This window comes from Mesorhizobium sp. C372A (assembly GCF_030323245.1).
Lineage (GTDB): Bacteria > Pseudomonadota > Alphaproteobacteria > Rhizobiales > Rhizobiaceae > Mesorhizobium.
In genome coordinates this window covers 514,982-531,713 of record NZ_CP100475.1, presented here as the reverse complement: position 1 = coordinate 531,713, position 16,732 = coordinate 514,982, and the positions used below count along the sequence as shown (strand labels likewise).

General features: G+C 58.8%; 14 protein-coding genes and 4 pseudogenes. 5 read left to right on the top strand and 13 right to left on the bottom strand.

Annotated elements, in window-relative coordinates:
- Positions 1–26: 26 nt before the first annotated feature.
- Entirely contained in the window at positions 27–299 is a 273-nt protein-coding gene (locus tag NLY42_RS02455; protein WP_023756182.1) for a hypothetical protein, read from the bottom strand.
- Positions 300–661: 362 nt separating this feature from the next.
- Between NLY42_RS02455 and NLY42_RS02450 the strand changes: the two genes are divergently transcribed.
- Positions 662–814: a hypothetical protein gene (locus NLY42_RS02450; protein WP_245263610.1), complete on the top strand. Its 153-nt coding sequence runs from the start codon at positions 662–664 to the stop codon at positions 812–814.
- Positions 783–1,049: pseudogene (locus tag NLY42_RS02445) on the top strand (Crp/Fnr family transcriptional regulator); the annotation flags it as partial. The gene NLY42_RS02450 and the pseudogene NLY42_RS02445, both read left to right, overlap by 32 nt.
- A 581-nt stretch (positions 1,050–1,630) precedes the next feature.
- Here NLY42_RS02445 and NLY42_RS02440 read toward each other — a convergent pair.
- A pseudogene (locus tag NLY42_RS02440) lies at positions 1,631–2,672 on the bottom strand (IS256 family transposase); the annotation flags it as partial.
- Positions 2,673–3,196: 524 nt separating this feature from the next.
- Positions 3,197–3,310: a Y4oE-related protein gene (locus tag NLY42_RS31985; RefSeq protein WP_502882206.1), complete on the bottom strand. Its 114-nt coding sequence runs from the start codon at positions 3,308–3,310 to the stop codon at positions 3,197–3,199.
- Positions 3,311–3,455: 145 nt separating this feature from the next.
- On the opposite strand from NLY42_RS31985, the gene NLY42_RS02435 reads away from it, so the two are divergent.
- The 3 genes from NLY42_RS02435 (at position 3,456) to NLY42_RS02425 (ending at position 4,385) form a co-directional block, all read left to right on the top strand.
- Positions 3,456–3,665, top strand: coding sequence for a hypothetical protein (locus NLY42_RS02435; protein ID WP_023756188.1), 210 nt, complete (start codon positions 3,456–3,458; stop codon positions 3,663–3,665).
- Positions 3,666–3,799: 134 nt separating this feature from the next.
- A complete protein-coding gene (locus NLY42_RS02430) occupies positions 3,800–3,991 on the top strand; it encodes a hypothetical protein (RefSeq protein WP_023672259.1) in 192 nt (63 codons plus the stop codon).
- 40 nt (positions 3,992–4,031) lie between these two features.
- The gene (locus NLY42_RS02425; RefSeq protein ID WP_156934600.1) at positions 4,032–4,385 is read left to right on the top strand and encodes a hypothetical protein; all 354 of its coding nucleotides are present in this window, start codon (positions 4,032–4,034) and stop codon (positions 4,383–4,385) included.
- 1,881 nt (positions 4,386–6,266) lie between these two features.
- Here the strand turns inward: NLY42_RS02425 and NLY42_RS02420 are convergent.
- The 10 genes and pseudogenes from NLY42_RS02420 to nodS all read right to left on the bottom strand — a co-directional run bounded on the left by NLY42_RS02420 (position 6,267) and on the right by nodS (position 16,727).
- On the bottom strand, positions 6,267–7,580 hold the full coding sequence (locus NLY42_RS02420) for an HlyD family type I secretion periplasmic adaptor subunit (protein WP_023755072.1): 1,314 nt from the start codon (positions 7,578–7,580) through the stop codon (positions 6,267–6,269).
- Positions 7,567–9,102 carry a type I secretion system permease/ATPase gene (locus NLY42_RS02415; RefSeq protein ID WP_502881992.1) on the bottom strand — a complete coding sequence of 512 codons (1,536 nt, stop codon included), beginning with the start codon at positions 9,100–9,102 and terminating at the stop codon, positions 7,567–7,569. The genes NLY42_RS02420 and NLY42_RS02415 overlap by 14 nt, the downstream gene beginning before the upstream one ends.
- Before the next feature lie 447 nt (positions 9,103–9,549).
- Positions 9,550–10,341 (bottom strand): calcium-binding protein, encoded by a 792-nt coding sequence (locus tag NLY42_RS02410; RefSeq protein ID WP_023673926.1) that lies wholly within the window; start codon positions 10,339–10,341, stop codon positions 9,550–9,552.
- A gap of 369 nt (positions 10,342–10,710) precedes the next feature.
- Positions 10,711–10,941: pseudogene (locus tag NLY42_RS02405) on the bottom strand (HlyD family type I secretion periplasmic adaptor subunit); the annotation flags it as partial.
- On the bottom strand, positions 10,916–12,631 hold the full coding sequence (locus tag NLY42_RS02400; RefSeq protein WP_286440852.1) for a type I secretion system permease/ATPase: 1,716 nt from the start codon (positions 12,629–12,631) through the stop codon (positions 10,916–10,918). The gene NLY42_RS02400 and the pseudogene NLY42_RS02405, both read right to left, overlap by 26 nt.
- Before the next feature lie 398 nt (positions 12,632–13,029).
- On the bottom strand, positions 13,030–14,004 hold the full coding sequence (locus NLY42_RS02395; RefSeq protein WP_023685036.1) for a LysR family transcriptional regulator: 975 nt from the start codon (positions 14,002–14,004) through the stop codon (positions 13,030–13,032).
- Between the two features lie 64 nt (positions 14,005–14,068).
- Positions 14,069–14,857 carry an ABC transporter permease gene (locus NLY42_RS02390; RefSeq protein ID WP_023698293.1) on the bottom strand — a complete coding sequence of 263 codons (789 nt, stop codon included), beginning with the start codon at positions 14,855–14,857 and terminating at the stop codon, positions 14,069–14,071.
- Positions 14,858–14,860: 3 nt separating this feature from the next.
- The gene (nodI, locus tag NLY42_RS02385; protein ID WP_023685034.1) at positions 14,861–15,772 is read right to left on the bottom strand and encodes a nodulation factor ABC transporter ATP-binding protein NodI; all 912 of its coding nucleotides are present in this window, start codon (positions 15,770–15,772) and stop codon (positions 14,861–14,863) included.
- 54 nt (positions 15,773–15,826) lie between these two features.
- Positions 15,827–16,060 (bottom strand): annotated as a pseudogene (locus NLY42_RS02380) (carbamoyltransferase N-terminal domain-containing protein); the annotation flags it as partial.
- Positions 16,061–16,097: 37 nt separating this feature from the next.
- Positions 16,098–16,727 carry a nodulation methyltransferase NodS gene (gene nodS, locus NLY42_RS02375; protein WP_023755874.1) on the bottom strand — a complete coding sequence of 210 codons (630 nt, stop codon included), beginning with the start codon at positions 16,725–16,727 and terminating at the stop codon, positions 16,098–16,100.
- Positions 16,728–16,732: the final 5 nt, after the last annotated feature.

The following is a 16,732-nucleotide window of genomic DNA, read 5'->3' as shown; positions in this document are numbered from 1 at the left end:
ACGTTTTTCGTAGCGACCACCAATCTCTAGCTGACCGCTTCAACGCTTTGACGAGGTGCGAGCAACTTGATTTTCAATAGTCTTTTTCGGGCCAAGATGCGCGCCGCCTCTGCGATGCGGCCTCCGTAAGCATCGGCGACGAATGATAGCGTCGACAGGTCAATAATGAGGTCACCGACCGCGCCCGCCAAGACATTGGACCCGGGCCCAAATTGATGCACCAGCGCCAGCACTTCCTTAAGTGCCGTCGAGGCTTCACCCGCATCCAGCAGCGCCTCGATGTCATCGAAAACCTGCATCCCGACCCTCCCGCTTTAAAACGGTGGCAATTTCGCGCGAAAAGAAAGCGCCTGCCAAAGTGCTCGCGCACGAAGGCGGCTATTCAAACAACAAGATGGTGGCCCAACGATGAAGGGCGTCCATGGAGGGCGTTCAGCGAGACGCAACCGAGATCCGGCGCGACATTAAACGACAGCGATGCTTGAGCCGCGCTCTCTTACGAGCAATCCGAGCAGCGCCCAGCCGCCAGCCGATCGAAGATGTACGCCAAGACCGACAAGCTGGTGCAGCGTTTTGCCAAGGCTGAAGACGCGGTGAAATCCTTCAGCGAAGACATGACCGGGGTGAGGCGGCCACTGCCGAGGTGACCCTGTGGAAGTTGATGGGCCTCGGCGCATTGGGCGTCACTGGCATGGCAGCGGCGGCGCTCGCCTCGCTTAGTTACGCCCTGTTGGTCTATCTGGCGCGTGCTGCGCGGCGGATGACGAGCAGGCGGCATAGTCGACAGGCTCTCAAGATGGCTGGTGATGTGTGATGATCGCGTCGACGGGAACAGCTTTGCGATTACGCACGAGTTCTTATCAGTTATGCTCGGTGTCAGGCGGCCCGGCGTCACCATAGCGCTGCAAACCTTGGAGGGCCAAGGTCTGATACGCTCAATGCGAGGAGAGGTAGTCATTCTTGATCGCGCGCGTCTAATTGCGCTGGCTGATGGGTCATATGGCAGGGCTGAAGCCGAATACGCTCGGCTAGTCGGCAAACTGCATTGACGGCAGACGCCGCCCGCGTGCACAGTGCCCCTGCAACAGAGCCCGCCGGCTGAGCCACGGGTGTTTTTGCGTCAGGCGGGAACATTCCCGCTCTGAGGCTGTTTGGCTACAACCGGCTCGTTCTTCAGCGGTCCGTGCCGGTGACCAAGATGCGTCCCTCACTCGTCATGGTCGGCCCGCGCAGCCTCGGAAGCAGGCGCGGGCCATCCCATCAAGCCCTAGCCCCACGGCAGGGGCTTTTTGCTGTTCGGATCTGATGCGGTCCTGGCGGGAGTAAACACTGTCACTCCGTACCGAGGTGAGTTCCTCCCGGAAATGATGCATGAGCGCTCGCTCTTCCGCCAGACATGATCGGAGCGAACGTGCCATTTCGATACAAACGGATGATTGTATTGCGTAATCTTTGCTCATCGTCGCATTCAAACTCGCGCTGAGTCTGATTGTTCCATGAGCAAGAGCGCCCGGCTATTGAAAGCCGAGCGACTTCTTTCGTTTGCCGACTTAGCTATTGCGCAAGAGCAACACTCAAACGTGAGGTATAGCTCCCTCAGCGCCTCTGGTTGACAATCGTTTCGGCCTGAGATTCCGACGACCTCGGTGTGCCGCTTGATCTCGCCGTTGAGACGTTCGATCGGATTCGTCGAGTGGAGCTTGGCGCGATCTTCTTTGGGGAAGGTCATGTAGGCCAGCACGTCGGGCTCGGCGTCGTCCATGATTGTCGCCAGCTTGGGCACCTTCGGCCGGATCTGGTCGGCGACGGCGCGCCATTGCCTACTTGCGGCCCCGGGCGTTTCCTGGGCGAAGGCGGTGGCGATGAAAGCGGCGACGACGCGGCGCCCGCTCTTGCCGGCATGGGCCAGCACGTTCCTCATGAAGTGGACGCGGCACCTCTGCCATGTCGCGCACAGCACCTTGGTGGCGGCCGCCTTGATGCCTTCATGGGCATCGGAGACGACGAGCTTGACGCCGCGCAGGCCACGGCGGGTCAGCTTGCGCAGGAACTCCGTCCAGATCGGCTCGGCCTCAGACGTGCCGACCTCCATGCCCAGCACCTCGCGTCGGCCGTCCGCATTGACGCCGACAGCGATGATAACGGCGACCGAGACGATCGCCCACCGCGGCGCACCTTCAGGTAGGTGGCGTCGATCCACAGATATGGCCAGTCGCCCTCGATGGGTCTTTCAAGGAACGCTTTGACCTTGCCGTCGATCTCTTCGCACAGCCGGCTGACCTGGCTCTTGGATATGCCGCTCATACCCATGGCTTGACCAGGTCGTCAACCGACCGGGTCGAGATGCCTTGCACATAAGCTTCCTGGATGACGGCGGTTAGCGCCTTCTCGGCCATGCGGCGCGGTTGGAGGAAACCTGGGAAGTAGCTTCCCTTCCTGAGCTTCGGGATGCGCAGCTCGACCGTGCCGGCCCGCGTCTCCCAATCCCGGTCGCGCTAGCCATTGCGCTGGGCGAGCCGCAGCGGGTTCTTCTCGCCATAGCTGGCGCCGGTGGCCGCGCCCACCTCCATTTCCATCAGTCGCTCGGCGGCAAAGCCGATCATCTCCCGCAGCAGATCGGCATCCGGGGTCTTCTCCACGAGCGTGCGCAGGTTTATCATGTCGTCGGTCATCAGTGGTCCTTCCGAAATGGGTTGGGGTCAACAACCAAACCCTACCGGAAAGCGCCGATGACCACCCACACGCCGCTCGCTCGCTACAGAGCTACTAACGGCGCGCTCGTGAGCGGCTTCGCTACCGCCGAGCTACACCACCTGATGGGACATGACCTTTCATTTGCTTTAGGAACAACGCGTAAATGGAAAAGTTGGTCCACCGCAGCGCTCGTGAGGATGCCTTACCGCTGCCGGCCGGCGGCAAAGGGTCCGGCCCGCGCTTTCATTCCTAGTGTGACGTGGCCCTGAAGGCTGCCAAGTTGTTCCTGCCTCACTGATCCAGTTCAATTGGATCGTGATCTGGTTGCTCGTGCCACATCACCTGGCGGAAATCGCGTTTGTCGACCTGCTGACCGCAGATCGGGCATGCGTGAAATCGATCGTCACAGTCCTGCGGTTGGTGTGGCTTGCCGGGGATAGGCGGTCCAAGGTCGGCTATTCTAGCCATGCGCGACCGAACAAGATGCTGCGGCAAAGTTCCGTCAGTTTGGTTTTCTCAGTTGGTGAAAGACATCGCACCAAAAGCGGTAGTCATCTGGTCGACCGTCGAAATGCGCCTCCAAAGCGCAGTGCGCCACGGCGGTCGGTGCTTCCATCCCATAAAGTTCGATCGCAGATTGAGCGGCCTGATCTCTGTCGACGAGATCGGCAATCTTCAAAGCGGCGAAATCAGCGCTCCGGATCGCGAGCCTCCGTGGACCAAATATTCCCAACACCTAAGGGTGACTATATGATCCCCTCATGGCAACTCTGCGGTACGACGAAAGGCAGGAACCGGATGGGACGTGGACGGTATTCGACGTGTTCACCGGGCTCCCGGCTATTGTAGCGGGCCACCCATCTGTCGACCTTCCCGACATGGAGTATGCCGAAGAGCTGGGCGCCATCCTGAATGCCAACGACTTGAAGCAGAGGTTATCTCACGGTAGGTTCCCCGGAGGGTTCGCCTGACCGAAGTGGCATTAGCCCCCGGTCGTATTGCCCATCCAGGTTGGTTCGTCCGATCCGAACAAGCAATTGTTATTGATCTACCGGCTACGACGGTTTTAAGTCGACTCGCCATTGCTTTTCGTAGGGAGGACGTGATGGGCAACGTGGTGCCAATCTGCAAGGCCGCGCCTTGCGTGGAAGTGGTCGGAGCCAGTGGCGAATGGGTCGTCCGCATCATTGAAACTGACCAGGAAATTACACGCTCATTCGCCCTGGAATCGTTCGCACTGGCCTTCGCAGAAGGCCAGCGGATACGCCTGCATCTCGACAAGGTTGTGCGGCTTTAGGACCCTCCTGCGGCTGGGTACCCTCAGGGCCGCGACGGTGATGGCCGATTGTTCCATTGCTGGTGAGGCTTGCGGTGTGACGTCTCTGTCGTCCGCCCGCGCGGCCGGAAGGGCGGCAGGCTTTTTATTGGTTGAGATCGAGCGGCTCGTGATCGGGCTGCTCGTGCCACATCACCTGCCGGAAGTCGTGTCGGTCTACCTGCTGGCCGCAGATGGGGCACGCATGGAAATGCTCCGGCCATTCAGCGTCATGTGGCTTGCCGGGCTTAGGCGGTCCAAGGTCAACAATTTTCGTCATCACCAACGAACACGGCGACCCGGCAAAAGTTCCGGGGGGTGTGTGTGCATGCGTTGGAAGGCTGACAACAAGACCCCCACGCCGGAAGGTGAATGATGATCGCGACGCTAGCCTAGCCATTCCCCAACGGCTCGGACAAATCCGGTTCCCGGCGGCGTTCCCGTCGTTCTTCAACGAACAGCTTCGGTGTGCTCGTCCCACTCAAGGGGCGTTGTCCCGCGCTCTTGACGAAACTTTCCAAACTCCTTGCGCAGGTCGGCAAGGTCCAATGCCCAAAGATGCTCACTGCTTCCGGGGTTCGACAAAGCGCTCACCAGTTCCGTCCGCTCTCTCGGAATTAAGTTGGCTTCGCGGTTGAGCCTTCAAGGTGGCATTGCGAGATAATTTGCTCGCTTGCTAATATGCCTATATCTTAGGCAGAGGAGTGGGGGTCTCATATCTTCCCGCAGTGGCCGGTGCGGTTAAGCCCCACAAGCACCCCCAACTGCACCGGCCATGTCCCACGGCTGGGTATGGTCTTTGCGCTCGGCATATCTTTTCAAGAGCTTCCGTGAAGCCTGACGCAAATTTGTTGCTGCTGCGAGCCGCACCCCCCGTTTGGCGGAGCTTCGTATATCTCTCGCTTTACGACGATCTTATCCGAAGTGATTAGGCGAGCTAGGCGCTTCAGCGAGCTGCCACTACCTCGTAGGCGTCCAAAGCTTCTTGGTGTGCCGATGCCGAAAAGCAACCCAGCGGCCGGTCCATAAACGGCCAGCAAGTCGAAGTCCTGGGCTCCATCCGTAGGATGGGTCGACGAGCGGGTCGAACAGTGGCGCGCGCGCCCCCGAGAGGAAGAGGGAATGTCTTATAACGGAGCGTCCGCAAGTGTCGGAGGCTGACCGGGCTGCCCAGCGCAACCCTGCTGAACCCGACGCTTTGGTGTCACTTCCAAGTATACCCTGATGTGCAACAACAACATATGCGCAAATCGAAAGCCGTCCGGCTTACCGGTCAAGAACGAGAGCGCCGCTAAGACGAAAAAGCATCTCGCTGTAGGGTAGCCGAGCAAGGATCTTGCCGTGGTTAGCAATTGCCGCAGCTGTCATTCCTCTACATAGGAGACTGACGCCCCCTTGGGTTCGTTGGCAGATGGCATCCGGACTGTCAACGAGATGCAGATCCGGAACCCCATATACTATGGCAGTTACACCCTCAGGAATGGCTCCGATCGGTTGAACTACCAATATGCGCACACCGAGCAGCCACCCTATGATAATGGCGGCTACGCAACCAGTGCAGCCAAAGACGCCGAACTTCTTCATCGCATCGCACCTATTCCCCGCATTCCATCATAGTACCTGATGGCGTGATGGTGCATTCGTTGCCTTCAGTGTCCACGGAATGAGTTCCGGTGCTGTCTGTCCAGGAGCGAATGGAGTGGAGTTTCCTTCGCTATCGCTACTGGTGATCTCTTGGCCTCCGTTCGGAAAGCGAAGAGTTCGGTGTCAATCGAATAGTTATTCCCTTCGGTATCCTACGATCTCACATGTTGATCCCCATTTTTACCGGAATAGGAATCTGTGCAGACCCTGTAGTCGCTTTCACCCAAGCAATCAGCGTATGCGGAAGCGGTGCAGCCGAGTAGAAATGCTGCCGTCAATCCGGCAAGCACCGAAACCGAGATGCGGCTTGGGATATGTTCGAGGCGATGTCAGCCACGCGGCACTGACTGACTTTCATTCCGCAGAAGAGAAACGAACAGCCCGCTGCGGCTGGTGGCGGGTTTTTCATGTCGCGTTTCATGTCGCGTCCATCAGCCGCGCACCAGTAAAAACCGTTGGAAACCAAGGATACTCAGTTGCAACATGGGCTGAATATTACAGAAACAAGCGGTGCCCAGAGGCAAGTAGAAATGTCTGTGCTTTCAGATCTTACCACGCACATAGCATGCGGACAACCAACAGAAATGGCAACAATAGATTCCTGTGGGTTATTTCATTCCTCCCGGAATGTCCGACTGATTTGGTCCGACAGCGGCTTCACGAAATAGGAAAGCGCCGTACGCTCACCCGTCTGGACCATCGCTTCGGCCGGCATACCGGGCACGAGCGTCAGGCCCTTGAGCTTCGTCAGTTCCGCCTGCGGAACCGACAGGCGCACCAGGTAGTACGAAATGCCGTTTTTTTCATCCGTCGCCAGATCGGCTGCGATCCGGCTGACATATCCGTTCAATATCGGCGTGGTTCTCAGATTGAAGGCTGACATCCGCAGCACAACCTTGTGACCAAGCTGGATTTGGTCGATGTCCTTCGGGGTGATTCGTACTTCAAGCGCAAGATCGTCGCCTTCCGGCACGATTAGCATGATCGGATCGGCGGGCGTGATCACTCCGCCGACCGTATGAATTGCGAGTTGTTGAATGGTGCCTGACTGCGGCGCGACGATATCGATCCGCCGCAGTTCCTGTTCAACCGCCACCTTGCGCTCAACATACTCCCCGACCTGCGCCTGAACCTCTCTGAGCTCCTGGCCCACTTCCGACTTGAAATCCTGATCGATCTGCGGGATCTGCAGGCGCGTTTCGGCTATGCGGGCTGCCGTCTGTGCCTGATCTGCGATCTTCTCACCGCGTTCGCCACCGAAAGTGGCAACCTGGATCTTCAGGCTGTTCAACCGTTGGTCCGAGACAATGCCTTGGTTGCGCAGCCCACTTAGAACAGCAATTTCCTTTTGGAGAACCTCGATCATTTTTTCACAGGCAATTTCCTGCGCCTTGAGTCCTTCGATCTCGTGGTGATATTGAGTAATGCGTTCCGCCAATTGCGCCTGCTTCCCGTCGCGGGATTGCCTGCGGAATTCGAACAGCAACGTCTCGCTATCTATTGCCGAAGCTACGTCCGGAACATCTCTTCGGGCGAGTAGCCAGTCCGGGAAGGGGATTTCCGCGAGATCGTCACGCTCAGCATCGAGTCGTGCCAAGTAGGCGGCCAGCTCATCGAGCCGCTTGGTGACTATGGCGAGATTAGCGCGCGCCTGGGTGGCATCGAGCCGCATGAGGATGTCGCCGGCTTTTACCTTATCGCCTTCGCGCACCAGGATTTCTCCCACCACCCCGCCAGTCGGGTGCTGCACCTTCTTGACATAGGAAACGACGACAAAGTGTCCGGACGCTACAACCGCACCGGAGAGATTCGTGAAGGTCGCCCAGGCTCCGGCTCCTCCCACAAAGATCACGCTCGCCAGAAGGCCCGCCACCAGGTGCCGGCGAATGGAGCTTGAAACGTCATTGTTCTGATCAATGCCGGACACCGGTATCCTCCATGTCAGCGCGCTCTGCCACGTTATCCTGTGTAGACTCGATGGCCTTCAGGACTTTGGAAGGCGCACCGAATGATCGCTGCCGTCCACCTTCCATCACCAACACCAAATCCACGGCGCGGATGACGCTCGGCTGATGGCAGACAACAACCGCAATGCCCTTGCGCTCGCGCACGGAGGCGATCGCCTTAGCGACTGCAGCTTCGCCTTCCGCGTCGAGATGGATATTGGGTTCATCCAGCACAACAAGGAACGGGTCTCGATAAAGGGCACGGGCAAGACCGATAAGCTGGCGCTGCCCGGCGGAAAGTGCCGATCCGACCTCACCAATCGGAGTTTCGTATCCGTGCTCAAATCGGAGGATCAGTTCGTGCGTGCCCGCTGCTTTCGCCGCGGCGACAATAGCCTCAGGGTCAGGATCATGTTCAAAACGAGCAATGTTTTCGGCAATGGTGCCGTCGAACAATTCAACACCTTGTGGCAGATAGCCGATATGGCGGCCTAGTGCTTCCCGGTCCCATTGATCGAGGCTTGCGCTGTCGATGCGAACCTTCCCGGCGACCGGCGTCCATGCGCCGACAATGGCGCGCCAGAGTGTCGACTTGCCCGAGCCCGATGGACCGATGACCCCGAGTGCGCTTCCCGCCTGAATGGCAAACGCAATGCCGGTCACGGTCGGCTTGCTTTCGCCGGGCGGAACAATTGTCACGCTTTCGAGGCGCAGTTCGCGTTCAGGTGCAGGCATAGGCACAACAGGAGCGGTTTCAGGAACCTTTTCCAAGAGGTCCTCCAGCCGCGCCCAACTCTGGCGCGCCATGAGGAAGGGTTTCCAGCTTGAAATGGCCAGATCGACCGGAGCCAGCGCACGCCCCATCATTATCGAACTGACAATCATGACCCCGGCCGTAGCCTCCTGCCTGACGACAAGGTACGCACCGACGGTAAGAATGGCCGATTGCACCTGCAGGCGCAAGTCGGCATTGCAACGCGCTGCTTGCAGCAGACCATTGCGTGCCATGTTGTGGGCAACGGTATCGCTTATCGGCCCTTGCGAGAGAGTGTTGGCAAGGAGTGTCAGAGATGTGAGACCGACCGCCCCGATAAGTGCCGTCATGCCGATCCAGAAATGAAGGAGGAAGCAAATGCCAAGATAAAACAGCATCCATGGCAGATCGAAGAACGCTGTCGGACCGTTTCCACCTAAGAAGCCGCGAACATTGTCGAGATCGCGAAGCGGCTGCAAGCCGTCGCCCGGCATGCGCGTTGAAAGCGGAAGGCGAACGATCGCATCGTGAACGCGTCCGGAAAACTGTCCATCGAAACGCTCGCCAATCCGCAGCAGCACGCGGGCGCGCAAAATGTCGAGCAGGCATTGGAACGCATAAAGCCCCGCAGCAAGCACGACGAGCCCCACCAGCGTGGATACGCTGCCACTTGCCAGAACGCGGTCATAGACCTGAAGCATGAACAGCGGCGAGATGAGCGCAAGCACGTTGACCACGCCGCTGATCAACACAATGCCCCAAATCGCGGAAGTCAGAGGGAAGGGTCTCAAAGCTGAATCCTTTAAGGAATGGTTGTCACGTAAGTCTCCGGAGGCTGGCGACCCAGCTCCCTATATTGCTCCCCGACCGGCAACCGACTGCATCCGCTCGCTGGTTCAGGATCAGTGCTCCCGCCGAATATGTTTGGTCCCGGCGTTTAATGGAGCGCGTCAACAACACCGTCCGGCTGAAGGTTTGGAAGGGATTCATCGTGGTCGGCCGCAAGGGCCCGAACAGGCTTCCGCCTCCACACCTTCAGGAGATTTCGGTCCACGACCAGCGCGACGCGCAGGGCTTCGTCACTGTACACGCTGACTGCTCCCAGGCGCCCCGGCCCATGGCAAGTAGCGGAAACGGACGGGAAAGCGCCCGCCCGGGGGGGCGGGGCGGGCGCGGTTCCGCATGGGTTTTCTGGATCAAACGAAGGTGAAGTCCGACGCGGTCAGGCCTAGGTCGGCCACGGTGACTACACCGCCCAGGTGGGCGAACTCGTGCGCGCTGCCGTCGGCGGTGACATAGGCCAGAGTTGCAACTCTGTCAGTGTAGCTGCTTTGGTAGACAATGATGTCGCCGGCGTGCTCGCCGGAGATCGCACTCGCCGCCTCATTAGCAGAGTTGAAAGATTCACCAGTGATCACCACGACGTGTTCGCCGTTCGCACCCGACGCCGCACCGCTGTAGAAGCTGCTCACCGGGTAGCCGGACTGTATGCTGGCGTTGTTGACGAAGTTCGCGCCAAAACCGTCGTTGTAGAGGCCTACCGCATCGAAGGCGAACTTGTCCTCCGCCGGGTTGAAATCGGTGATAGTGGTAATGTCCGACGTCGACCCGACAACCCCAGGCACCGGATTGTGGAACTGGAACACGAACGTGTCACTGTCGCTGCCCCCGGTCAACGTGTCCTGGCCGTCACCCACGTAGAGGACATCCTGGCCGGGTCCGCCGCTGAGCCTGTCATTGTCCTCACCGGAGACGCGCGCGTTGAAGCGGCCGTTGTCGCCGGAGAGATCGTCCCAGCCATCTCCGCCGAAGATGCGGTCGTTACCCTCGCCGCCGATGGCTCGGTCACTGCCCGCGCCACCCGAGATCTCGTCGTTGCCGCCACGACCGTCAAGCCAGTCACCGCCCTGGTAACCCTCGATCCAGTCAACACCCTCGGTGCCGAGGAGTGTTTCGGAACCCGGGCCACCTTCGATAATCTTTGCCATTGAAAATACTCCTAATGATGCCCCTGCCTGAGTCGTTCATATTCGTCATCGGACAATTGGAGAAATCGATTGCTTGGATAGGCATACATTTACGAAATGGATGCATTCTCGTTCACTTCGCCCTTCTGCTGAGCAGTTGCGGGCTCGCAGGCGGCGGGGACACGCCCCAGGCAATCGGCCCGAACATTCACACTCAAAGAACGGTCCAGGAAAACTTGGCAACCGGTCGTCCTGGTTGGGCCGCCCTCGGAAGAACGGGCATGGGGCTGTGTTGCCGAGTCGCGCCGGCACTGCCCATTGCGAGCAATGGAACGTTAGGGAGCGCGTTCGCGCGAGCCGAGATCGGAACCGACAGGCGCACCAGGTAGTACGAAATGCCGGGTTCACCAGGATTTCTCCGACCACCCCGCTAGTCGGGTGCTGTATCTTCTCACTAGGAAACGACGACAAAGTGTCCGGACGCTACAACCGCACCGGAGAGATTCGTGAAGGTCGCCCAGGCTCCGGCTCCTCCCACAAAGATCACGCTCGCCAGAAGGCCCGCCACCAGGTGCCGGCGAATGGACTCGAAACGTCATTGTTCTGATGAATGCCGGACACCGGGATCCTCCATGTCAGCGCGCTCTGCCACGTGATCCTGTGTAGACTCGATGGCCTTCAGGACTTTGGAACGCGCACCGAATGATCGCTGCCGTCCACCTTCCATCACCAACACCAAATCGACGGCGCGGATGGCGCTCGGCCGATGGGCGACGACAACCGCAATGCCCTTGCGCTCGCGCACGGAGGCGATCGCATTAACGACTGCAGCTTCGCCTTCCGCGTCGAGATGGGCATTGGGTTCATCCAGCACGACAAGGAAAGGGTCTCGATAAAGGGCCCGGGCAAGACCGATAAGCTGACGCTGCCCGGCGGAAAGTGCCGATCCGGCCTCACCAATCGGAGTTTCGTATCCGTGCTCAAATCGGAGGATCAGTTCGTGCGTGCCCGCTGCTTTCGCCGCGGCGACAATAGCCTCAGGGTCAGGATCATCTTCAAAACGAGCGATGTTTTCGGCAATGGTGCCATCGAACAATTCAACACCTTGTGGCAGATAGCCGATGTGACGGCCTAGTGCTTCCCGGTCCCATTGATCGAGGCTTGCGCTGTCGATGCGAACCTTCCCGGCGACCGGCGTCCATGCGCCGACGATGGCGCGCGAGAGTGTCGACTTGCCCGAGCCCGACGGGCCGATGACCCCGAGTGCGCTTCCCGCCTGAATGGCAAACGCAAGGCCGGTCACCGTCGGCTTGCTTTCGCCGGGCGGAACGATTGTCACGCTTTCGAGGCGCAGTTCGCGTTCAGGTGCAGGCATTAGCATAACAGGAGCGGTTTCAGGAACCTTTTCCAAGAGGTCCTCCAGCCGCGCCCAACCCTGGCGCGCCATGAGGAAGGGTTTCCAGCTTGAAATGGCGAGGTCGACCGGAGCCAGCGCACGCCCCATCATGATCGAACTGGCAATCATGACCCCGGCCGTAGCCTCTTCCCTGACGACAAGGTACGCACCGACGGCAAGAATGGCCGATTGCAGCAGCACGCGCAGCGACTTTGAAATGGCACCCAGCCCACCTGCCACGTCCCCAGCTTTCCGGTTGGCGGCCAGACACTTGGCATTGGCCTTTTGCCATCGGGCAGCGATCCGCTTTCCAAGACCGAGAGCTTGCACGACCTCGGCATTGCAACGCGCTGCTTGCAGCAGACCATTGCGTGCCATGTTGTGGGCAACGGTATCGCTTATCGGCCCTTGCGAGAGAGTGTTGGCAAGGAGTGTCAGAGATGTGAGACCGACCGCCCCGATAAGTGCCGTCATGCCGATCCAGAAATGAAGGAGGAAGCAAATGCCAAGATAAAACAGCATCCATGGCAGATCGAAGAACGCTGTCGGACCGTTTCCACCTAAGAAGCCGCGAACATTGTCGAGATCGCGAAGCGGCTGCAAGCCGTCGCCCGGCATGCGCGTTGAAAGCGGAAGGCGAACGATCGCATCGTGAACGCGTCCGGAAAACTGTCCATCGAAACGCTCGCCAATCCGCAGCAGCACGCGGGCGCGCAAAATGTCGAGCAGGCATTGGAACGCATAAAGCCCCGCAGCAAGCACGACGAGCCCCACCAGCGTGGATACGCTGCCACTTGCCAGAACGCGGTCATAGACCTGAAGCATGAACAGCGGCGAGATGAGCGCAAGCACGTTGACCACGCCGCTGATCAACACAATGCCCCAAATCGCGGAAGTCAGAGGGAAGGGTCTCAAAGCTGAATCCTTTAAGGAATGGTTGTCACGTAAGTCTCCGGAGGCTGGCGACCCAGCTCCCTATATTGCTCCCCGACCGGCAACCGACTGCATCCGCTCGCTGGTTCAGGATCAGTGCTCCCGCCGAATATGTTTGGTCCCGGCGTTTAATGGAGCGCGTCAACAACACCGTCCGGCTGAAGGTTTGGAAGGGATTCATCGTGGTCGGCCGCAAGGGCCCGAACAGGCTTCCGCCTCCACACCTTCAGGCGCGTTCATATTCGTCATCGGACAATTGCAGAAATCGATTGCTTGGATAGGCACACATTTACGAAATGGATTCACTCTCGTTCGCTTCGCCCTTCTGCTGAGCAGTTGCGGGGTCGCAGGCGGCGGGGGATCGCCATCCATGCCTCCTCTCATAGTCGAGGGGGGGGCAGTTTCTCAATTTGGGGACAACTGAGACGTCCGGTGCTCTTAGGCAGAGGAATCATACGAGATCCCTCCTGCAACATCATTTCCCGCATCCACAGGCTTGCCGGATCACTATTGTGGAGCGCAGGCCATTGAACGGCCTCCGTGAATGCGGGAGGAAGTGGCGGCGGAAGTTTGACAATCCGCAGGGGTGTTGTTTTTGCGAAATGCTGCGCCAGCCGTAAGGGCATGGTCCCGATCCGGCTGGTGCCTGATACAACGGGCGGGATCAGGCTAAAGCCGTGTACGACAACTTCGATGCGTCTCTCGAAACCGTGCTCGAGCAAATACCATTCCTCCATGGAGAGCTGCCGGGTGTCCCCGAATTTGAACACAACCTGCCCCATCGATAAGTATCGCTCCAATGTAAGTGGCTCTGATAGCTGCTTGTTCGTGCCGCAGCCTACGCACACGAGCATATCTTCGAACAGGGCTGCGCGAGGATGTTTCGACATGAATACTTCCGGCATGATCAGAAAATCAACGTCGCCGCGCCGGAGAAGCTCCTCGGGATCGTCGGAAATAGGGAGACATTCAAAGCGGACGGCGGGAGCTTCCCGCGCAGCACGTTCTACGATCTTCTTAAAAAATACGAGCGTGATGTAATCGGAAAGGATAATCCGGAAGCGACGATCCGATTGGGCTGGGTTGAAGGCGTCCCAGGAAATAATCGATAGCTGGATGTGCAGCAATGCCTCCCTGACTGCTGGGGCGAGCCCCTCAGCGCGAGGTGTCAAAATGAGCTCGCGGCCGCTCATCGTAAATAGCTCATCGCTGAAATAGGCGCGTAACCGAGCAACGGCGGCGCTCATTGCCGGCTGGCTCAGGTTAATACTGCGGGCCGCCGCGGTGACTTTACGTTCCCTGACCAGAGCGTCCAACACAACGAGGAGATTCAGATCGAGTCCCTTAAAACGCATGTCTTGATCTAGGCGGCGTGTGAATGGGTTGCGACCAAACATTCAATTCGAATGGTGAGTAGCGTCAACGCATCAGCCTTCGACGAAAAAGAGCAATCGAAAAGAAGAAGGGCAAAACTGTGTATATGCAAAGCGCGCCGATATGCAGGCCCATTTTGTCAATCGGACGGCCAAGCATCGCTGGACGAATGAGGTCGATTGCATGTGCGAGCGGTAATAAGGAGGCAGCATACTGAAAAGCGCCGGGCAATTGGTTGATCGGAAACATCGCGCCGCAAAGGAACAGCATGGGTGTAATAACAAGCGTATTATAAAATATGAAATATTCATAACTGGGCGCAAGCGCCGTGACGACCATCGCTAGACTCGCGAAGGCGAGGCCATTGAGAGCGATGACTGGCAGCAAGCAGAGGATGGATGGCCACGATGCGTAGCCGAGCGTGGTGGCAACAATAGTGATTGCTGTGCCCGCCATGAGGGCCTTCGTGGCTGCCCACGCCAATTCGCCGAGTAAGATATCGCCGAGCGTCAGCTGAGTGCATAGCATTCCTTCCCAGGTGCGCTGGTCGCCCATGCGGCCGAAACTCCCGTAGACCGTTTCAGCGGTCGCCGATGCCATCACGCTTGTGGCAACCATGCCAGCCGCGAGAAACGCAATGTACGAAGTGCCCTCAACAGGACCTATCATTGTTCCGATGCCAAAGCCGAGACCGAACAGATAGATCATCGGATCGGCGAGGTTGCCGAGAACCGATGCAAGCCCGATTTTCTTCCATCCAAGATAGTTGCGGCGCCAAACCGCGACCCAATTCCACGCATTGGCGGGCATGCCCGCCGCATAACGTTCGCCCATTGTTCAGTCCTCCATCTCGCGCCCGGTTAACCGCAAAAACACATCCTCGAGATTGGGGGGACGCTGCAGAAGGCGTAGACCCGTGCGCCCGCGTAGCTGCGCCAGCACCTGCTCCGGATCGGGTGCATAGCAAAAAAGCGTCTCACCGCTCACCTCGATGCGCTGTGCGTACGGCCGGATCAGCGCACCCAGTTCATGCGGATTGCCGCCGTAGACCTCGACCACGTCACAGCCGATCTGCTCGTCAATGAGTTCGGACGGGCGACCTTCGGCGATCTTGCGCCCCTCCTCCATAACGCACAGCCGATCGCACAGCCGCTCGGCCTCTTCCATGAAATGGGTAGTCAAAAGAATAGTCTTGCCCCGCGCCAGCAGCGATCGCAGCCGATCCCAGATCAGGTGGCGGGCCTGCGGATCGAGGCCGGTGGTCGGCTCGTCCATCACCAGCAAGTGCGGGTCATTGATGAGCGCACGCGCGAGCGTCAGGCGCCGCTTCATGCCGCCGGACAGTTCGGCGACGCGCGCATCCGCTTTGTTCTCGAGGCGGGCGAACTCAAGCAGCGATGGTATGACCGCATCGATCTGGCGTCTGCTCATCCGGAAGTAGCGCCCGAACACCAACAGGTTCTCGCGTACAGTGAACGCGGCATCAAGATTGTCGAACTGCGGGACCACGCCGATGCGCATACGTGCCAAACGCGCGCGCGCCGGCACTGGAGCGCCGAGCACAGTAATCTTCCCCGCATCAGGCGATGTCATGCCGAGGACCATACGCGCAATCGTGCTTTTGCCCGCGCCGTTCGGTCCCAAGAGCCCGAAGCATTCCCCCGCCGCAACGCGGAACGACAGCCTGTCGACAACGAGCTTGTCATAAGTTTTGCTTACGTCAGTAAGGTCGATCGCTATCATGGACATGGGTTCATTTTACCGAGAGGGACGACAAAACTGGCGGTTGCTTGGTTCCCTGCCGATCTGAAACTGTAACTCGTCTTCGCCATCCCCGCCGTCGATAACGAACTGATCGACATCACAAGGATCTAGCCGCTGCTCCGCTAAAGCGGCGACAATTGCGTCGAGATTATCGATGGATTGGTAACGCGGATCGTTGTGCCGCTTTTCCTGGTCATCGCAGAAGACGAGCCGTCCATCCTCGACCAGGGCGATCGCCCCATCATGGGTCAGCTTGGTACCACAGATGCGCATAGTGTCTCCACGTTAACGGCGATAGATTCGAGATTCATCAGGAAGCGGAAATCGGGTTCCGGAAACGGACGAGCAAGCAGTCTTCGTTGACCGACTCGCCCCGACACTCAAGCCGCTCTACCTCGATCAACGTTTCGTTCAGCATGGCGATGACCGGCTCAGCACCAGCGGCGTGACCCCAGCGACGGCAATTAGCATCCCTTGCCGATCCGAAGATCAGATGCCCGCCTGGCGCAAGCACCCGCACCAGGTTTTTGATGGCCGCGCGCATCTCGGCTATGTCTCCGAGGTAGTAGAGGACCTCCGCCACAACGATCACGTCAAACAACTCGTCGGTCGAAAACTGTTGAACATCGCAGACTATCCAGTTGATGCGCGACGGCTCCTTTATCCGTTGACGTGCTCGAGCAATCGCTTGCGCCACGACATCGATGACGGTGAGCCCTTGGCAGTAGGGGACTAGTTTTTCCGTGAATGCGCCGGCAGCGCACCCGACTTCGAGGGCATTTGTAATGGAGCCTTGGGCAAGCGCCAGCTGGAGCATTTGCGTGTGGCGCTTCCGCTCGAATGGATTGCCGTCGAGGCGCCACGGATCGTCAGCGGCCAATTCCCGATCAAGCAACTGATGATTCACGTTCTGGGTCAAACTCGTGCACCTCTCGTCCATTAGGT

What these genes read in the sequence shown, in the direction of transcription:
- NLY42_RS02455 (WP_023756182.1), bottom strand. Translation starts at nt 299, where the DNA reads ATGCAGGTTTTCGATGACATCGAGGCGCTGCTGGATGCGGGTGAAGCC.
- NLY42_RS02450 (WP_245263610.1), top strand. Translation starts at nt 662, where the DNA reads ATGGGCCTCGGCGCATTGGGCGTCACTGGCATGGCAGCGGCGGCGCTC.
- NLY42_RS31985 (WP_502882206.1), bottom strand. Translation starts at nt 3,310, where the DNA reads ATGGAAGCACCGACCGCCGTGGCGCACTGCGCTTTGGAGGCGCATTTC.
- NLY42_RS02435 (WP_023756188.1), top strand. Translation starts at nt 3,456, where the DNA reads ATGGCAACTCTGCGGTACGACGAAAGGCAGGAACCGGATGGGACGTGG.
- NLY42_RS02430 (WP_023672259.1), top strand. Translation starts at nt 3,800, where the DNA reads ATGGGCAACGTGGTGCCAATCTGCAAGGCCGCGCCTTGCGTGGAAGTG.
- NLY42_RS02425 (WP_156934600.1), top strand. Translation starts at nt 4,032, where the DNA reads ATGGCCGATTGTTCCATTGCTGGTGAGGCTTGCGGTGTGACGTCTCTG.
- NLY42_RS02410 (WP_023673926.1), bottom strand. Translation starts at nt 10,341, where the DNA reads ATGGCAAAGATTATCGAAGGTGGCCCGGGTTCCGAAACACTCCTCGGC.
- NLY42_RS02395 (WP_023685036.1), bottom strand. Translation starts at nt 14,004, where the DNA reads ATGCGTTTTAAGGGACTCGATCTGAATCTCCTCGTTGTGTTGGACGCT.
- NLY42_RS02390 (WP_023698293.1), bottom strand. Translation starts at nt 14,857, where the DNA reads ATGGGCGAACGTTATGCGGCGGGCATGCCCGCCAATGCGTGGAATTGG.
- nodI (WP_023685034.1), bottom strand. Translation starts at nt 15,772, where the DNA reads ATGTCCATGATAGCGATCGACCTTACTGACGTAAGCAAAACTTATGAC.
- nodS (WP_023755874.1), bottom strand. Translation starts at nt 16,727, where the DNA reads ATGGACGAGAGGTGCACGAGTTTGACCCAGAACGTGAATCATCAGTTG.